This is a genomic window from Bradyrhizobium sp. 33ap4 (genome assembly GCF_032654765.1).
In the GTDB taxonomy this organism is placed as follows: domain Bacteria; phylum Pseudomonadota; class Alphaproteobacteria; order Rhizobiales; family Xanthobacteraceae; genus Bradyrhizobium; species Bradyrhizobium australafricanum.
The window spans coordinates 1-15,661 of record NZ_JAUMTJ010000110.1 but is presented as its reverse complement, the minus strand read 5'-3'; the positions used below and the strand labels follow the sequence as shown (position 1 = coordinate 15,661).

Genomic DNA, 15,661 nt, shown 5'->3' with positions numbered 1-15,661 from the left:
CGAAGCTCGCCGTATCAGGCGAGCGCCCGAGAAACGCCGCGAAGTTCTTGACCCTTTGCACGTAGTCATGTTGGGTCCTCGGCGCCAACTTGCAGATCGTCATGTCTTCGATCATGCGCCGGCGCAAAGCGTCTCTCGCCAGAGAGCTCTTACCAGAGCCGGCCTGGAATCAAGGATCCGCTCGAGCGCGTCGTGATTTATAAAGCCAAGCCGTGCCTGCGAGAGCGTCGTTAGGTCGTGGTCCATCCGCTTCAAGGGCAAACCCTGAAGGTCAGGCATGTCGCCTGCAATGTGAAACGACAGGATTTGCCGCTTGCCGGTTTCCGAAACTTTGGACCGGTAGGCAAACCCGCTCATGACAACGCAGCATTGGGTGCTGAGGTCGCCCTCGCGAACGATGACGGAATCCTCCGGCAAATCCTTTACCGGCGTCACGATGGAGCGTAACGCCTCGATATTTTCATCAGGCAACTCGGAGTGGAGCCGCAACTTGCGAATCATCATCTCGATGGGCATCCGAGGCTCCTTGAAAGAGCGTTCGGGCAGAGGCCGCCCGGTTCCGCCGAGATACACATGGAACGACCTTCAATGTGGTCAATTGTTTCTGCAGCTTCAACGCAGTGAGCCGCGAAACAGTCTGGAATGCCCCGGTATTTTTTTCACATTGAGCATGGGAAACGCTGTGCGGATGAAACCGGCGTGGACCTTCCCGGCAAGGACGCAGCCTGGAAGGAGGCTACTTTCACCGCCGGACAACTCCTCCAAGATCTCGATGGCGCGCTGAAGCCCGGCCAGGAATGGCGGCTGGAAGTAACCGATGAGGCCGCAAACCCGATTTGCGTCGTCCACATATTCGCCGAACGGCACTGACTTCTTTTGTCCGATCGCAGTCAAGCGACGCAAGGAGGCACCAAGCGCTCAGCGCTTCGGGCCGGATCACCAGAAGGTAGGCTCGGGCGATTACCTGGTGAAAAACTCGGCCGCTTCGCGCTGACGAAGAGTAAGAACGACGTTATCGAAGGCCATTGCGCGCCACGGCGGCGTCAGCGATTTGCTTGGAATCCCGCGGGCCGCTCCCGCATCCTCAAGCGCCGGCCATCGCCAATCAGGTGCGTTGCCAGTCCAAAGAGTAGATTCAGTAAGCCACTCAGAAATCCCGAAGCAACGTCAGTCGAGCCTGTTTACAGCGAAAACCGAATCCCGCGACTAGCTCAAAGCGATTGCACTGCGCCAGCTCGTTCAAGGGAGTTTCCCGAAGGTAACGCACGTTGTGGTGCACGCTGCGTGAATGGCCTTCAGCGTCTCTACGTCATTCGGGAGGCTGAGATCGGGCGGCGTCATTGACCCGACCAAAGCACATTTTGCCCCGGTTCTCTTGCCCTTTCGGCTCACTGGTTCACTTCCCCGCGCGCCGGGATAACCGGCGCCTCCGGTTAGGAGGCCACGATCCTGTACTTAATGTAGATTCGGGAGGGAACGGTCAGCCTTGCTGAGGCATAATAGGGATGGTTCCCTATTTGAAACCCTACGGATTAGGACCCCGTATTTCGAGGTGTGCCATGCAGCATCGTCGCCGGTACAAGCCACAAACTCATTCGCTGGAACAGCGGCTCCAAGAACGAGCGAGTCAGTTTCGCGAACGTGCCAAAGCGCTTTCCGCAGGCGCTGAGCGAGAAACCCTTCTCAAGCTAGCCCGGCAAGCCGAAGCCGGCGCGCGCATGAGCGAATGGCTCCGCTCACCGCGACTGCAACCATCCGAGCGAACAACGTGGAAGCGACCGGCCTTGACAACGAGCGCGTGACGGAGCTGGTAGCCTCCCTACGTGAACGCACGCCAGCGGAAGTGACTATTGCATCGCTCGCGCTCGGCGCCAGCTTCACCCCAGAGATGTGGCATGCGCTGGAGGTGCTTCGCAGAGAGCGCCAGGTGGCATCATGACGCATTTCGAATTTTTCAAGTCTGGCACCGCCAATTAGGACACTCGCGCGGTGAATTAAGACACCCGTTAAGCATCCGGGCAAAAGCAGCAGCTTATTTACCTTTGATTCACCCAAGTTAATTGACTGGCTCACAGTTTGATTCGATCATCCGCCCACTGGGCATGGCGGTTTCCATTAAGGACAATTTTTAGAGCCCAGAGGGGCGCCTAGTTATTGCATCGGCGGCTCGGCAAGGCTGGAAATGAGGAACGGCCTCAGCATCACCTCCAAGGGTGCTGGGGCCGTTTCTTCAGGACAGGCGGTGGCGGCGGACCTCTCCGACCGCCATGTTGAGGATTGGGACGTGATCGGCGGCAAGCTGTCGCTGAATGAGGCTAACAGCCCATCCTTCCGGGATTTCGTCCAGCACTCGATCAACCGCTTTTTCGCGCGAGGTCGCGGCGAGCCAGATTTGGACCTCACCGTCATCGGTCGTCACGCGAACCAGATGAATTTCGGTAGCGAGCTGCATAACCGTAAAGCGATGCCTGAGCGGATTGTTTCTAGCCAGAGAACCAAGGCGGATTTTTGGAACAGGCCGGCGCTGAGGCAGTTACCGGGGTGTCCAGATGCTACCCGCCAATGGCATTGGACAACACCAACGGAAGACCAGGCCCCGGCGACGTGCCCCCCTCGCTGGGGCCGTTTCTTTGGGACAATGAGCTCCGCATGGAGCTGGCGGAAGGGATCGTTGCAATCGTCGGAGTGCTCAGTGTCGTTCCAGAGGAGAAGGCCACAAAGCTACGCCGCCCGTTTGAAAATCTTACAGGCGGCGTGGCCTTCCAGCCCGAGAGGGTACTAACAAAATCCCGGATATTGATCGGTCTTGCCGGGGCGAGAAAAGGTTCACCCAGGGCCCTGCCTTCACCCAACCGCTCGCTGGGCCGTTTCTTTAGGCCGTCACGCGACAAGGTCTTTGCCAGGCTGCAGAATCCTCACGAACCTCCCGCTCTCGTGGTACTCGAGCCAGCCCTGATCCCTGGCGTACTCCAGACCAGCCCAATACTCGGCTGGCGTCGCCTTGTCCTGGTAGAGCATCGGATAGTTGATCTTCTCGATGTAGATCCTGCCATCCTGGACTGGCTCAAAGGCGCGGGCGTGCTCCATGATCCTGCGGGCGGCTTGCTCGGGGTCGGAGTAGGGGCGGTCACCCACGTATTTCATTTCTCATCTTGGGTTGCTTGGGCAGCACGCAGGTGATTCTCCATCCGTTATAGTCGTAGATCCCGGCCCAGTGATGAACAAGCTTTCCGCACTGCCAGCAATCGAAGGTCCCGGAAGTATTGGTATCGGTTGCGCTGCGTTCCTGGCTCGCTGAATAGACGATGCCGCAGCTGATGCAGGTGAAATGAACGGTGACGGGAGGCGCCATAATGCATTCTAACAATCGAGGCCAGTCGGCGTTCCTCAGATCGGCCAAACCGCCCCTCACTCGCGTCCTGGGTATGATGCCCAGTGCTCGATGCTCTTCGGCGTAGAACCGCTCCCAGGCCTCCCGGCAGCGAGCCTTGGCACCCACCAGGTCCGACGCGCCGCCGGTCGCGTAGGGCGGCGCGGGCAGCGGCACTGCGATGCTGTCCAAAGGCGGGCTGCGCTCGGTCGCCAGCCGGATGCGCCTGACCGTCCGTCCCAGGTGGATCTGTGTCAGCTGCTTTCGCAGATCACGACGATCGACGCGCTGGTCGCGCTCGAGGTCTCGGCGCTGGCCGATCGCCTCGCGCGCGCCGAGCAGCGGCAGGCCGCAGCTGCAGCCGCCGCGGCGCAGGCCTCGAGTTCGGCGAGCAAGATCGCGCTGGTCTCGGTCGCCGGCGGCCTGACGCCGCGCGGCAGCTGGTTCGGCTCGAGCCTTACCGGCATTGCCGCGCAGGTTACGCGCGCAGCCGATGACCAGGACGTCGCCGGCATCACCCTCGACGTCGACAGTCCAGGCGGAACGGTCTCGGCAACGGTCGAGGCCGCAGCTGCGGTCGCCGCGGCGTCGGCAAAGAAACCTGTCATCGCGGTCGCGAATACGCTTGCGGCCTCGGCGGCGTATTGGATTTGCCTCGCAGGCCGGCGAGCTGGTGATTACGCCGTCCGCCGACGTCGGCTCGATTGGCGCCATCATCATGCACCAGGATATTTCCGGCTGGCTCGACCGGGTGGGGATCAAGATGACGATCGTTCGTTCCGAGAATCGCCGAATAAAAACGAGGCGCATCCGTTTGCGCTACTGTCGGACGAGGCTCGAGCCTATCCGCAAGACCGGGCAAACGAGGCTGGCGCCGATTTCGTCAAGGCGGTCGCGAGCGGCCGTCGCGTCTCAAAGACCAAGGTCCGCGAGGAGCTCGTCAGGGCCGCATGGTAGCGCGTGAGGCCGTTTCGCGCGGCATGGCGGACCCGATCGCAACGCTCGATCAGGTCATCGGAGGTATGCTGCAGCAGCGCGCGCCGCGGCCGAGTTCGCGCCGTCGATCGGCGCTGGCGTTCGATTGACCGCTTAATCCTTGAGCAATAGTTTTATTCGCCTGCGCTCTTCAGGGATTGATGGAAATCGCATCCCCAATTTCCGGGCTTGTCGATGAACAGACGCGAGTGGACGGCGTAGGGCAGCAGAGGCCCGAGCCGCGCTTGCTCCTGAAGCAATCAATGCTTTCAGCCGATTTATTTCCTCGTCATTCCAGCGAAAATTTCTCATTCCATTCGACGAACAGGGGTTGCATCAATTTCTGTCTTCCGAGCCGCTAATCCAGGTGGCAAAAAAGCCGCCCGAAGGCGGCTTGATCTTGTCTATTTTTTGAGGGCATCAGCTGCGTCGCGCGATGCATCCTTTACGTCTCCTGCGGCCTTGTGCGCGGAACCCTTGGCCTTATCAATCTTGCCTTCGGCTTTGAGGTCCTTGTCACCGCTGATCTTACCGGCACCTTCCTTGATGGCGCCTTTTGCCTTGTCGGCAACGCCCTTCACGTGTTCACGATCCATGGTCGTGTTCCTTTGCTGTCCGGGATACACGACAACGAAAGAGTCGCGCGGTGGGTTCCTAAGGGCACGCGGCGGTTTCCACGCGCCCCGGGGCGACAGCACCGTAGTCATACGGCTGCGCAAGAGCGCTCCGGGACGCTAATTAGGATCGATCCTTCGCCGAAGTAGCCGCCAAGCACATGTCCAAACGGGACGCTGAACGTTACCGACAGAAGGCCGCTGAATGCGACATCGAGGCGGCCAAGGCCACGACAGCGAGCGCGAAGGAAGCTTGGTTGCAGGCAGCAGAAGAATGGAGAAAGCTTGCGAGGCAGGCCGACGAAAATGGTCAGGACTCAAGATCTCAGCATGGAGGCGCTAACCTGAGACGGCCTTACCATGCGGATACTAAGAGGGCGACGGACGCGATCAGCGTTGCGGTGCTGAGTGTCACCACGACGAGGGCTTGTTCACTGGCCGAACTGACCCGCCGTCTTGTCGCGGCTGCCAAGGAGCAGGGTTTCTCGGCGGCCGACTTGCAAGCTGAGATCGGCGACATCTCCGACTACATCGGAGACCTGCTCAAAGCAGCGAACAGGGCTGAGCGCGAACGGCGTAAGCCTACGTAGGCATCGCAATGCAGGCGCCTTACTTTGTCAGTCTGCAAACATCGCCAGGCTTGAGGTTGAGTTCCTCGAATGTCCTTTGCTGCTGGTCCGTCAAGTTGATGTCCAAAACTTCCCCTGTCCAACCGCGGCGAGCACCAACGTCAACGCCTGATCTGGTTCGGCCAAGGCGATTCGGCTTGGCGGCGGCGACATCCCTCGTCGAGGGATTTCGCCTCTTTCCACCCGAAATGGTCAGTAGCTCAACCCAGTTCGCATCACGGATGATCACCTCACGTCCGGTAGTCTCAGCGATCCGTCGCGCGGTCTCGAAAGCTCTTTTTTCATCGGCGATTTCGAGAGCGACAAATGAGCCTATATCCGCAGATACACCAGCACCCGTGAGTATCAGGGGGGACACGATGATCTCCTTTGGTTCGGTGGTCATCATCGTCCAACTCGGATCGGTCACCGAATTTCCAATTCCCTGATCGCCTGCGCCGAAATCTCTGCCGGATCGGCAATTCGGGTCTGCGCAACCTCGATGATTGTCTTCGCGATCATTTCCGTGAGCGGGTCATCACCATCCCTGACGGAGAGCGCGCGCAGCGTTTGCTCGTATGCCTTGGCGATCGGAAAATGTGTCCGCGTACTGGCCGATGCGGTTCAAATACCGAACGAGTGCCTCATCTGGCTCAGCATTGCCATGATGGCGTCGGTGTACCTGCCATGGGTGAAGTACCGATCGACTTGCGATGCGCTGGACAGCGCTATGACTGCAATTGCGAAGCCTTTGAGCATGACCTTCGCCTTCGGAAAAAGAAGGGTTTAAAAGAAATTTCGGAATGCTGCCGCTGACCGCGACCTGCCTGTAATGGCGGGATATTGGCAGGAATTGGTAGCCGATCGATGAACGAGGTCCCATTGATCCATGAATTCGAGGCAATTGCGATCAATCGGGCTCGATAGGGTAGGCCGCCACTCAAAGGCGTAGAACGCATTGCGTCCCATAGAAATCTATATGCCCATAACAGTGCATAAGAGACCCTGGTAAGGATTGCTGAGAAAATCGGCTAGACCCCTGGCAAAAAGCGACTTTGAGAGGGTCCGAACGCCGGGGGCCGGGGTCCGGTTCGCGCGTATTTGACCGGGTGTTTTTGTTCCTTGGCCCGTAAACGGTCCCTGACTGGGGTAAATCACCGCGCCCGGCCATCCCGATCCCAGATAAGCGCCTGTGGTGCTCCCGGCGGATGGGTGCATAGGAAGCCGACCCCGCCGGGCGCCGCGCCACCGTGCCGATGCGAGCCGGCAGCGCATCCGGATGTGTCAGGGGCCAATTCGGCGCACGAGACCGGCTTCACCGGCGCCGCCCGCGGTGCAGGCAACGGCGCCGCGACCCACTTGATCGAAAGCATCGCAAGTGGATCGGTGGTGTCCCGATACTCGGCCGGCAACCCTTGCGACTTTGCCAATTCGATCAGAGTGTCGGGCATCTGCACGAAGCCCACCGCACCGGGAGCGCTGTTGTGAACATCGACACGGTGCGTTGCGAGCGGCCAACGGACATCCTCGGCGTACGCGACGCTGCCGTTCACGTCCGGCCGGCCCGCCTCGGCCAGCGCCTCGACTTGAGCGATCATCGCCTGCTTCCGATCCGGCGACGGCCACGGCGCGCATCGTGTCCGCTGCAAATCAGATTGCAACTCGCGCAGCCGGCGGCGGCGCGCTTCGATCGCCGTCGTCAGGTCGCCTTTGAAACTCGGCACCTCGGTCTCAACCATCCGGGCGACCGTCCCGGCAGGGCGCGAGCGGATCGCCACCTCGCTATTTTGAAGCAATCGGCCGAGGTGCGTGCTCTCAGAATCTCGTGGCTCTAGCGCGGCAAGCAGTCGGTTCACGCGCGCGCGGTCCAGCTTCCTTCGCTCCGCGACAACCTGCGGCGCGTCATCGTCGAGTTCGTAGCCACCATACCGCGCGGCTTTTGCAGTTCGGCAATGCGCTGCTCATTTTTGACGATCGAAATGCGCACCGCTTGCTCGCTCTCGAAGCCGCTGAGGTATAGCGTTGAGGTTCTTCGCGCCGCAGCCGCATTTGCTCGACCTTCCCGCGCGCCTCGTTCGGTAGAATATCCATCGGATCGCCGATGTTCATCGCCATTATGCCGGGCAACAATGGGCCGGCGACAACGTCGCTGGCATCGCCTGTCGGAAAGCCGGCCCCGTTCCCGACGTGCGGCCGTGCGCCGAAACCAAGGGCCTGATGCTGATTGCTGTTCGCCATGACGTGCCCTCGCTCGAATGATCGACGACGATAATCGCGGTGGTTTGCAACGAATAGGCCGAGCTTATTGCAAAAGATCGAGCACCATTCCTGAGGCCAAGGCGCGCGGTACGCCGATCCGCGTGCCGCTTCGCCGCGAGATCGATCGTCCCGGGAAGGGGTCACCGCCGGGCGGCGGCGGGATCAGCTTCGCGCCCGCTTTGCGGGGGTGATCGAGGCCACGCCCCATCGCCTTGTCCTTGATCGTGTGCTGATCCTGCGCCCAATCGGGGATCGTCGGCGTGAAATCTTCGAGCATGGATCGGAGCCCGATGGCGGCGGCGAAGTGGCAGCCCGCGCGGGACTTCGGCGACCGGCACATGATGCGGGACGGCGTGGGAGCCGCCTGCGCCGTCGCCGCCCTGGGTCACGATCGTTGTCGCGAAGCCGCCGCTGTGTGGCTAATGCCGCGCTTCGCGGGCATGCCCGTCCGCTGCGCTCAATAGAGCGGGGGACATGAGGGGCACTGCCCCTCACCCCCAGCAAGATCTTCTTTCGCCCTCCGAGGCAGCAAGTCGGTCGCACGTCGCGCTGCGCGGCTCGGTGCAACCGCGTTGCGCACCATCGGATGCGCGCCGGCATCGCCGGCGCCGAAACAAGCTCTTGCCCCCCCGAAACCCCGGTCTCGCCGACGGGCAGGCGGCATGGCAAGGGCCATGCACGCGCTGCGTCAACTTCAAGAGGGCGCAATGACCAAACCTGCAAGAGATCGCTTCGACGTTCATCAGAACATCACGAGCCGCATTGTTCAGGCCATTGAGGCCGGCGCCGGGAATTTCGTTCTGCCATGGCATCAGGGTGCCAGCACGAGGACGCCAGTCAACGCCTCGACGAAACGAGCCTATCGCGGCGTCAATGTGCTGTCGCTGTGGATCACCGCCCAAGCCCTCGGCTATCGCTCGCATCAATGGGCAACCTTCAAACAGTGGCAGAGCAGTGGCGCGCAAGTCCGCAAGGGCGAGAAGGGGACGCCGATCGTATTCTACAAGACTCTGGAGATCCAGAACCCCGACCCCGAGCAAGGGCAGGGTGAAGACGCCCACTCCATCCCGTTCGCTCGCGCCTCGTGGGTTTTCAACGCCGAACAGGTCGACGGCGTCACGGCCGCGACGCCAGAGCTTCCCACAGCGCCCTTGTTCGAACGCCTGGGCCAGGCGGACAAGGCGATTGCTGCCACGGGCGCGGTGATCGAATACGGCGGGACGCAGGCTTTCTATGATCGCAGGACCGATCGCATCCGTGTTCCCGATCCGAGCGCATTCCTCGGCTCGCCCACGAGCTCACCGCAAGAGAGTTTCTATTCCACAGTGCTGCATGAACTGACGCATTTCAGCGGCGCCCTCCATCGCCTGAACCGCGAGAAAGGCAAGCGCTTTGCCGACAAACCCTATTGCTTCGAGGAGCTGATTGCGGAACTCGGTGCTACGTTCCTGTGCGCCGAACTCGAAATCACCAACGAACCGCGTCCGGATCACGCTCAGTATATCGCTCAGTACCTCGCAATTCTCAAAGAGGACAAGCGAGCGATCTTTCAAGCAGCAACCGCCGCGACCGCTGCGACAGCCTATTTGCTGGCGTTCAGCAGCCAGTCGCAAGAGTCTGCAGCATAGCGTGCTTTTCATCGAGGAAGGAAGTCGCGCATCGCCGCAACGCGGCTTCCGCTCCTCGTTCTCACTTCGCGGCTTACGTCGCTGCGAGCCGGATCTCGCGCCTCGCTTCGCTCGGCCCAAGACAACCAGGCGCATTGCCTCACACGGCCGCGTCCAAAGGCGGCGCCGCATCGTGTTCAATCGCGTGGCAAGGCGTAACGCAGGACCCGCAGGTCTTCCTCCTCGGCGGTGACTTCGAGAACCTGGTTGACGAGATCGGCGTCCGCCTCGAGGTCGGCGAGGGCTTGCTCGAACAGCTCGACTTGCATGTCGAGGTCCATGCCAGTCGATCCGTTCAGGCAGACCAGACCGGCATGGATGGCGACGTCAGCGTATTGCCCTTTTGTCCCCGGTTCGTCTTTCGGACCGCGAAAGTCGACCGAGTTTTTGGTTACGAACGTCCAATCACCATCGACGATGATGGTCTTGAGCTCCCAATCCTTGCGGCCGCTGAGCTTCATCCAGACGATGTGGCTACTTTCACCGTATCCGCGCTCAATGGCCAATTTGGCAAGCTCCGGACTCAGACACTCATCGATCAGAAACTTCATCCCGACTTCTTGCTCCGTGGGACACGGCGGTCGCTGACGATGACAGCCCCCTCAGGCAGCTGGGCTGTCGCGCGCGGGCGCCCGCGCGGCGGCGTCGCCTCGGCGTAGACAGCGGCCAGCTCGACCTGCTCCTCGGTGAGGCCAGGATAGGCCTCAAGGAGGCGCGTCGGCGTGGCGCCGGCGGCAAGCGCCGCAGCGACGTCGTAGACAGGAATGCGGGTCCCCCTGATGACGGGCGCGCCACCGAGGACATCGGGCGAGGACGTCACCATATCACGCGCGGCAGTCAGCACGTCCAAGCGCTCCAGCGTCCTGCGCAGGAAGGGTGCAAGGTCGATTGTCAGGAAGTCGTTGCGCACGGTCCAATCTTTGCGCAGCAATGTCACCCAAGCCTCGGCACGAGCGGCCAGCAGCTTTGGCTCGGCCTGCCGGATCGCATGCAGCCGCTCTTCCGATGTCAGCTGTCTGGCGCTGTCGAAGTAGAACGAGATCAGCGAGCAGGCGCTGGCGAGGACCTGGCGGCCATTGTCGAGCGAGATGAAGGCGTCCGAGAGGATATGTTCATCGATCGCGCGGTTGACGTCGCGCAGGTTGACCCGCGCGACAACCGCGGCCTCGGTCGGCTTGAGCAATTCCGCTGCTGCGGCCATGATCGCACCTCTGAAAAAGTTTCCGATCGATCGGAATATATAGTTTCAGGAGGCGAATTTCAAGGCTCGACCCGCTGGACGCCAGGCCCGCCTGTTGGTGCCGATCGTCGAGCCAAGGCCCGTCCGCGCATCGAGATCATCGATCGCACCCGCCGCCAACCCGATCGCGACTGGAACGACCTGGCTCGCAGGCCGGCGACATCCTCGATCCCGCCCTCGCCATCACGCCGCGGCGACGAGCGGAGCGCTCCAGTTGAACGCGCGGTGCATCGGCCGACGCTTTTGGCCATCCCCCACCCGCGTGACGAGGGCAGCGGACAAATCCTGTCGAGGTCCCGGGCCTCAGATCGTGCATCCCGCTCTGCATCGCCGCGCCGCAACCTTGCGATGATGTGCTTGACCCAGTTGGCCCAGTCCCGCTTTTCCCGTTTCCTCGTTGAACCGCCGTTTCGGCGCCGAGAGCCGGAGTTCAAGCCCGCCTCGACCAAGCCGACGACCATCGGTTCTTCTCAGAAAATGCCGGGCCTTTTCTCTGCATCGCCTGGAGTGCCATGCACCGTTGCAACGATGGCCTGGTCTAGCGCCGTCGAAGCGGCTTCGGCCCCTGCGACGGAGAATTGTCCCCTTCCGCCTGCGGCGGCAATTCCCCGCGGCCGTTCGCTACGCTCACTCCAAAATTCCCCGTCGCGGGCGGGGCGCAGCGCTGCGCTCGCCCGCGGCGGCCTAACGGCCTTTGCGGCTTCCGTCGCTTCTTCCCGGCGCTTTGAGACCGCTATCGCAACAGTGCGATGTCCCAAACGATGGAGAGAACGATGACCCAGCTTTGTGAAGTGAACCAGATCGGCCGCGTCGGCAAAATCAAGGAAGTCGGCCAGAACCTCATGATCTCAATCGCCTCGAACGCCTGCTACAAGAAGGACGGCGAATGGGTGGACCGGGTCAACTGGGTCGAGCACACGATCTTCGCCCGGCAGGACGGCATGCTGAAGTGGGCGAAACTATGCCGTTGCTCTCGCGCGATCGCGGCAACCACGACAGTTGGCTTCTTCCTTGCAGCGCTTAAAATGCGATATCGCTTGCAGATTCGAAGCTGCGCCTTCCAGGCAATATCCCGAATTGCCTTAGCGGCAAACAAGGACGATGTGGCTTGGTTCCACGTTGCGCAGCGCCAAGTCAGTGAATTCGGATAGAAACTGGATATCCGTCGATCGGTTGGGTTTGCTGCCTCCTGCGGAATATCTTCAGTCTTTGGCCGGAAGTTGCAGAAAGGGGCCGTCGGCGCGATTTCAGGGCCTTTAGGCTATGCGCATTACTGGACCAATCGCCTATATTGCTCTTTACGTTGCGCTGTACGCTGCGTTCGGCGCGGCTTCACCATACTGGCCAAAATTTTTCGAGACGAGAGCTCTAACGCCTCAGCAGATCGGTTCAATTCTGGCTGCTGCAATCTTAGTGCGCCTTGTCTCTGGCCCCTGTGTTGGAAGGCTCGCTGATGTCTTCGGCTCATTGCGCCTTGTATTCGCGAGCTGTGCTGCGTTGGCAGCGGGAATGGCACTTGCTTTGATCTGGGCAGATAGATTCTGGCTATTGCTTCTTCTAACGCTGGCCCAGGCTGCGGCACTTGCTCCCACCACCTCGATTGCTGACGCTTTGTCGGTGAATGCAGCGAAGCCTCAGATAGCTGGAAAGCCCTTTGAGTATGGTTGGATACGGGGCTCTGCGTCGGCGGCCTTCGTTTTGGGTACGCTGCTCGTTGGACAACTCATAGGTCCTGGTGACCTTACGCCAATCATCTGGATCAATGCCACGCTGCTGATCGCGGCGGCTTGCGCCACAGCGTTGGTGCCCGCTGTGACTACCCAAGCCACTCCAAACACGGAGCAGTCGCTTGCCGCGGGTAAGGTGCACGGACTTTTCTCGATCCGGCGGTTTCGGATCCTTATTTTTGTTTCGGCTCTGGTCTATGGGAGCCACGCAATACACGATGCGTTTGCTGTGATCCGGTGGAGCAATGCTGGAATAGGCACTTCCGTCATCAGCATCCTGTGGTCGGAAGCGGTGGCTGCAGAAGTGTTCGTATTCTTTCTCGTTGGTCCAGCATTGATCGACCGGTTTGGCGTGCATGGGGCGGCGACCCTGGCTGCCGCGGCCGGAATCATACGCTGGTTGATTGCTGGCGTGACGACCTCTGTCGTGCTTCTCTCAATAATTCAGCCCTTACACGGATTGACCTTCGCGTTGCTTCATCTCGCTTGCATGCGCATGATGGGAAAGCTTGTCCCAATAAGGCTGGCCGCAACGGCCCAGGCCCTCTATGCGTTTAGTTCAGGCGTCGTTACTGCCGCACTGACTTCGTTGTCTGGTATCCTCTACGCTCAATATGCAGGAGCCGCATTCTTCCCGATGGCGGCTCTCTGTGTCGTAGCGCTCCCATTTGCGTGGTTCGGCTTCGTCGGTGAGGGGAGGGACCGATCCGTCAGCTTTCTTTGATGCTGAACCAACGAGCGGGTTGCTGCGATCGAGGACGGTATCGGTGGGCCGGTCTTCGAGTTTTGTTCCTGACGACAGGCCGACGCACTGGGTCTCCGGCTTTAGATCTTGACAGAACGACGCTCGGCTGCGGACCCGAGAGTCCACTTCCAGTGTCAAGCCTCGCCTCGAGGCGGCGCCAGCGGCCTCGGCGCGTCGCGCACTGGGGGCGGGCGACCGGTGGTGAAGCAGATCCGGATGGATCCGGAACGACGATGTACGTTGGCGGATATCCATCGCTCGCCACCAACAGGCGCTGCGGGCGATCGCCGGGGTGGCGCCCGAACGCACGCCGATCTTCCATTGGTCGGACATCGAGCGTGACGGCACGCGGATCTTCCGTGTCATCGAGCGGGCCACTGGAGGAACTCGCGCCTGTCCTCCGTACTTGGACCCATGGTGCCTTCGACGCTCCGGGTCGAGGATTACCTGCTTGAGGAGTACATGCGTCACAGCCATCACGATCGGCACCCGCGCCACCTGTTCGCGTCCGTTGCAAACAAGGCCTCGCAGGCCGCAGGACGCGCCTCCACCTTCGTTTTGGCTTGCGCGGTGGTCCTCGTCTGGGCCGTCACCGGACCTCTCTTCCACTTCTCCGACAAGTGGCAGCTCGTCATCAATACCGGCACGACTATCGTGACCTTTCTGATGGTCTTCCTGATACAGAACTCACAGAACCGGGATAGCGCCGCCATACAGGTAAAGCTGGACGAACTGATTCGAACCGGCACCGTCCAGAATTCGTTCGTCGGCATCGAGCATCTCTCAGCGGACGAGCTGGAGGAGCTGCGGGCCCGCAGCGAGGAACGGGCGAAGGCGGTCGCGGCCGAAATAGAAGCGAACGCAGAGGCGGCGCGCGCGAGTCCCACAACGAAGCCGCCGGCTAGGGCACGCTGTGCTCTTGAGCCGATCGGGTCGGGCCGCTCCGGAACGTGAGACACTCACGTGCGCGTGCGGACGATGAGGCGCAGCCACGAAGCTGGTACGATGATCGAATCGAAAACCTCGCTAGTGAATACCCCACGTGCGGCGCATGGCCGATGGCCCGCCGAAAGCGGCCTATCTCCCCAACATGCGCCAAGTGTGGCTCGTATGTTTGCTTCTGGCCCGTCGTCCGAAGGCTGCAATTTCCGCTTTTGGGAGGGAAGTCGACCAAGATCAAGCGGGCCGCCGGGTTCGGTTTGTGAGACCCGAAGCGGCTATATTGGGACAGGTCCACTGTCTCGTACCTCAACGGGGCGTTCGCACCCACCGCGACCGCTAAACGGTGTGGCTTCGGGCACTCGTTCCTGCCCCGAGAAAATCCGAAACATTCATTAAATTCGAATTGTTAAGGAACGGGCCTCAAGGGACCACGTTGCTGCCAAAAAATCGCATCGATCACCCAACAACCAACATCGATGGAGCAACAAAAATGGCCAATCCGCGTCCAGAGCAGAAGTCTATCCCAAACGTTGAGCAAACGATCCAGGGCACAGGAGAGAGAACCACTGAGCAAACGAGGCGTATCGGATTAGCTGCGGCCCAGGCCACCGAGGAAGTCGCCAAAGCCAGCGCCGGTCTGCTACAACAGAACGCCGAGATGCTGCAGAATAGCTGGCGCTTCGGAATGGAGATGACGACGGCGATATTGGGGCGCTCCACTGACCAAATTGGTCGGGCTTTCGGTCTGTCGGGAGACGAGGCGCAGCAAGCAACCGAACGGTCGGCGCGCAACGCTGAGACCATCCTGTACTCTGCGACGGCTGTCGTTAAAGGGATGGATGGAGTCGCTCGAGAGTATCGTGACTTTCTTCGCCAGCAGATTAACAGGAACATGGATCGCATGACCGAACTCATGCGTTGCCGCACGCCGCATGACGTCGCAGCCGTGCACAGCGATCTGGTGCGCGATACGATCGACAGTGCACTTCAGAGCAGTCGTCGGATGGCGGACGTATCGCTCAAGGTCGCTGACGATGCTGGCAAACATATAAGCCAGACTATCGAACGCATGGAGCGTGCAGCCTAAGCTATACAATCTACGAAGCTGACACATGAGCGGTTGAGAATGCCGCTCATGTGTCATTCATTTTTGCCGAGAGGGCTCCCGCAATGCGCGCACTTCGATTTCACTGTCCGTTCACTCGAAAAGAAATCCGGTGCATTGACTGCGAAGGTCAAGGGGAAGAGGGCGAAGCCGCGCTGTCTGTCCTTCGTGTTTGCGGCTGCACTTCGTCAGTTCGTCGACGGGCGAACTGTTGAGCGACGATTAGAGCCTTGGCAAATGCCAGCTACTTGCCGCCCGAGGTCGCCAAAATAGGATGGCGCCTATTGTGAAGGGTTTCGGATGCCGGCCGCTTGAGGGACGTCACCGCGTGCTCGGCGGCCGGCGTCCGAAAGCCTCCAAGGGAGATGCTATGGTGCGGGCGGCGGCGGTGAGGACGGTGAGGATATGG

22 protein-coding genes are annotated in these 15,661 nt (G+C 60.7%); 10 read left to right on the top strand and 12 right to left on the bottom strand.

The window, feature by feature from the left end:
• Positions 1-111: 111 nt before the first annotated feature.
• On the bottom strand, positions 112-516 hold the full coding sequence (locus tag Q2M23_RS42130; RefSeq protein WP_316399283.1) for a Crp/Fnr family transcriptional regulator: 405 nt from the start codon (positions 514-516) through the stop codon (positions 112-114).
• A gap of 126 nt (positions 517-642) precedes the next feature.
• Between Q2M23_RS42130 and Q2M23_RS42125 the strand changes: the two genes are divergently transcribed.
• Both Q2M23_RS42125 and Q2M23_RS42120 read left to right on the top strand, forming a co-directional pair.
• The gene (locus Q2M23_RS42125) at positions 643-870 is read left to right on the top strand and encodes a DUF6894 family protein (RefSeq protein WP_316399282.1); all 228 of its coding nucleotides are present in this window, start codon (positions 643-645) and stop codon (positions 868-870) included.
• Between the two features lie 856 nt (positions 871-1,726).
• The gene (locus tag Q2M23_RS42120; RefSeq protein WP_316399280.1) at positions 1,727-1,939 is read left to right on the top strand and encodes a hypothetical protein; all 213 of its coding nucleotides are present in this window, start codon (positions 1,727-1,729) and stop codon (positions 1,937-1,939) included.
• A 291-nt stretch (positions 1,940-2,230) separates the two neighbouring features.
• On the opposite strand, the gene Q2M23_RS42115 is transcribed toward Q2M23_RS42120, so the two are convergent.
• The 4 genes from Q2M23_RS42115 to Q2M23_RS44345 all read right to left on the bottom strand — a co-directional run bounded on the left by Q2M23_RS42115 (position 2,231) and on the right by Q2M23_RS44345 (position 3,837).
• Positions 2,231-2,452, bottom strand: coding sequence for a hypothetical protein (locus Q2M23_RS42115; protein ID WP_316399278.1), 222 nt, complete (start codon positions 2,450-2,452; stop codon positions 2,231-2,233).
• Between the two features lie 428 nt (positions 2,453-2,880).
• The gene (locus tag Q2M23_RS42110; protein ID WP_316399277.1) at positions 2,881-3,144 is read right to left on the bottom strand and encodes a hypothetical protein; all 264 of its coding nucleotides are present in this window, start codon (positions 3,142-3,144) and stop codon (positions 2,881-2,883) included.
• Positions 3,128-3,562 (bottom strand): hypothetical protein, encoded by a 435-nt coding sequence (locus Q2M23_RS42105; RefSeq protein ID WP_316399276.1) that lies wholly within the window; start codon positions 3,560-3,562, stop codon positions 3,128-3,130. Before Q2M23_RS42105 ends, Q2M23_RS42110 begins: the two co-directional genes overlap by 17 nt.
• A gap of 62 nt (positions 3,563-3,624) precedes the next feature.
• Complete coding sequence (locus Q2M23_RS44345; protein WP_410469841.1) at positions 3,625-3,837, bottom strand: hypothetical protein; 213 nt, start codon at positions 3,835-3,837, stop codon at positions 3,625-3,627.
• 26 nt (positions 3,838-3,863) lie between these two features.
• Between Q2M23_RS44345 and Q2M23_RS44340 the strand changes: the two genes are divergently transcribed.
• Together Q2M23_RS44340 and Q2M23_RS42095 are read left to right on the top strand one after the other, a co-directional pair.
• On the top strand, positions 3,864-4,334 hold the full coding sequence (locus Q2M23_RS44340) for a S49 family peptidase (protein WP_410469840.1): 471 nt from the start codon (positions 3,864-3,866) through the stop codon (positions 4,332-4,334).
• On the top strand, positions 4,321-4,455 hold the full coding sequence (locus Q2M23_RS42095; protein ID WP_316399274.1) for a hypothetical protein: 135 nt from the start codon (positions 4,321-4,323) through the stop codon (positions 4,453-4,455). The genes Q2M23_RS44340 and Q2M23_RS42095 overlap by 14 nt, the downstream gene beginning before the upstream one ends.
• A gap of 294 nt (positions 4,456-4,749) precedes the next feature.
• Here Q2M23_RS42095 and Q2M23_RS42090 read toward each other — a convergent pair whose 3' ends face one another.
• Positions 4,750-4,941: a CsbD family protein gene (locus Q2M23_RS42090; protein ID WP_316399273.1), complete on the bottom strand. Its 192-nt coding sequence runs from the start codon at positions 4,939-4,941 to the stop codon at positions 4,750-4,752.
• A gap of 179 nt (positions 4,942-5,120) precedes the next feature.
• On the opposite strand from Q2M23_RS42090, the gene Q2M23_RS42085 reads away from it, so the two are divergent.
• Positions 5,121-5,549, top strand: coding sequence for a hypothetical protein (locus Q2M23_RS42085; RefSeq protein WP_316399272.1), 429 nt, complete (start codon positions 5,121-5,123; stop codon positions 5,547-5,549).
• A gap of 19 nt (positions 5,550-5,568) precedes the next feature.
• Here Q2M23_RS42085 and Q2M23_RS42080 read toward each other — a convergent pair whose 3' ends face one another.
• The 4 genes from Q2M23_RS42080 to Q2M23_RS42065 form a co-directional block, all read right to left on the bottom strand.
• A complete protein-coding gene (locus Q2M23_RS42080) occupies positions 5,569-5,997 on the bottom strand; it encodes a hypothetical protein (RefSeq protein ID WP_316399271.1) in 429 nt (142 codons plus the stop codon).
• 724 nt (positions 5,998-6,721) lie between these two features.
• A complete protein-coding gene (locus Q2M23_RS42075; RefSeq protein WP_316399270.1) occupies positions 6,722-7,306 on the bottom strand; it encodes a hypothetical protein in 585 nt (194 codons plus the stop codon).
• A 163-nt stretch (positions 7,307-7,469) separates the two neighbouring features.
• On the bottom strand, positions 7,470-7,805 hold the full coding sequence (locus Q2M23_RS42070) for a hypothetical protein (RefSeq protein ID WP_316399269.1): 336 nt from the start codon (positions 7,803-7,805) through the stop codon (positions 7,470-7,472).
• Positions 7,806-7,869: 64 nt separating this feature from the next.
• Positions 7,870-8,103 carry a hypothetical protein gene (locus tag Q2M23_RS42065; RefSeq protein ID WP_316399268.1) on the bottom strand — a complete coding sequence of 78 codons (234 nt, stop codon included), beginning with the start codon at positions 8,101-8,103 and terminating at the stop codon, positions 7,870-7,872.
• A gap of 430 nt (positions 8,104-8,533) precedes the next feature.
• Between Q2M23_RS42065 and Q2M23_RS42060 the strand changes: the two genes are divergently transcribed.
• Positions 8,534-9,454 (top strand): ArdC family protein, encoded by a 921-nt coding sequence (locus Q2M23_RS42060; RefSeq protein ID WP_316399267.1) that lies wholly within the window; start codon positions 8,534-8,536, stop codon positions 9,452-9,454.
• Between the two features lie 176 nt (positions 9,455-9,630).
• Here the strand turns inward: Q2M23_RS42060 and Q2M23_RS42055 are convergent, their stop codons facing one another.
• Together Q2M23_RS42055 and Q2M23_RS42050 are read right to left on the bottom strand one after the other, a co-directional pair.
• On the bottom strand, positions 9,631-10,044 hold the full coding sequence (locus tag Q2M23_RS42055) for a DUF5615 family PIN-like protein (RefSeq protein ID WP_316399266.1): 414 nt from the start codon (positions 10,042-10,044) through the stop codon (positions 9,631-9,633).
• Positions 10,041-10,694, bottom strand: a complete 654-nt coding sequence (locus Q2M23_RS42050; protein ID WP_316399264.1) for a DUF433 domain-containing protein — start codon at positions 10,692-10,694, stop codon at positions 10,041-10,043. The genes Q2M23_RS42055 and Q2M23_RS42050 overlap by 4 nt, the downstream gene beginning before the upstream one ends.
• 812 nt (positions 10,695-11,506) lie before the next feature.
• Between Q2M23_RS42050 and Q2M23_RS44335 the strand changes: the two genes are divergently transcribed.
• The 4 genes from Q2M23_RS44335 (at position 11,507) to Q2M23_RS42030 (ending at position 15,234) form a co-directional block, all read left to right on the top strand.
• A complete protein-coding gene (locus Q2M23_RS44335) occupies positions 11,507-11,884 on the top strand; it encodes a hypothetical protein (protein WP_410469839.1) in 378 nt (125 codons plus the stop codon).
• A gap of 112 nt (positions 11,885-11,996) precedes the next feature.
• Positions 11,997-13,184: an MFS transporter gene (locus Q2M23_RS42040; RefSeq protein ID WP_316399262.1), complete on the top strand. Its 1,188-nt coding sequence runs from the start codon at positions 11,997-11,999 to the stop codon at positions 13,182-13,184.
• A 483-nt stretch (positions 13,185-13,667) separates the two neighbouring features.
• Positions 13,668-14,159, top strand: a complete 492-nt coding sequence (locus tag Q2M23_RS42035) for a low affinity iron permease family protein (protein WP_316399284.1) — start codon at positions 13,668-13,670, stop codon at positions 14,157-14,159.
• 421 nt (positions 14,160-14,580) lie between these two features.
• On the top strand, positions 14,581-15,234 hold the full coding sequence (locus Q2M23_RS42030) for a phasin family protein (RefSeq protein WP_316399260.1): 654 nt from the start codon (positions 14,581-14,583) through the stop codon (positions 15,232-15,234).
• The last annotated feature ends 427 nt before the right edge of the window (positions 15,235-15,661 follow it).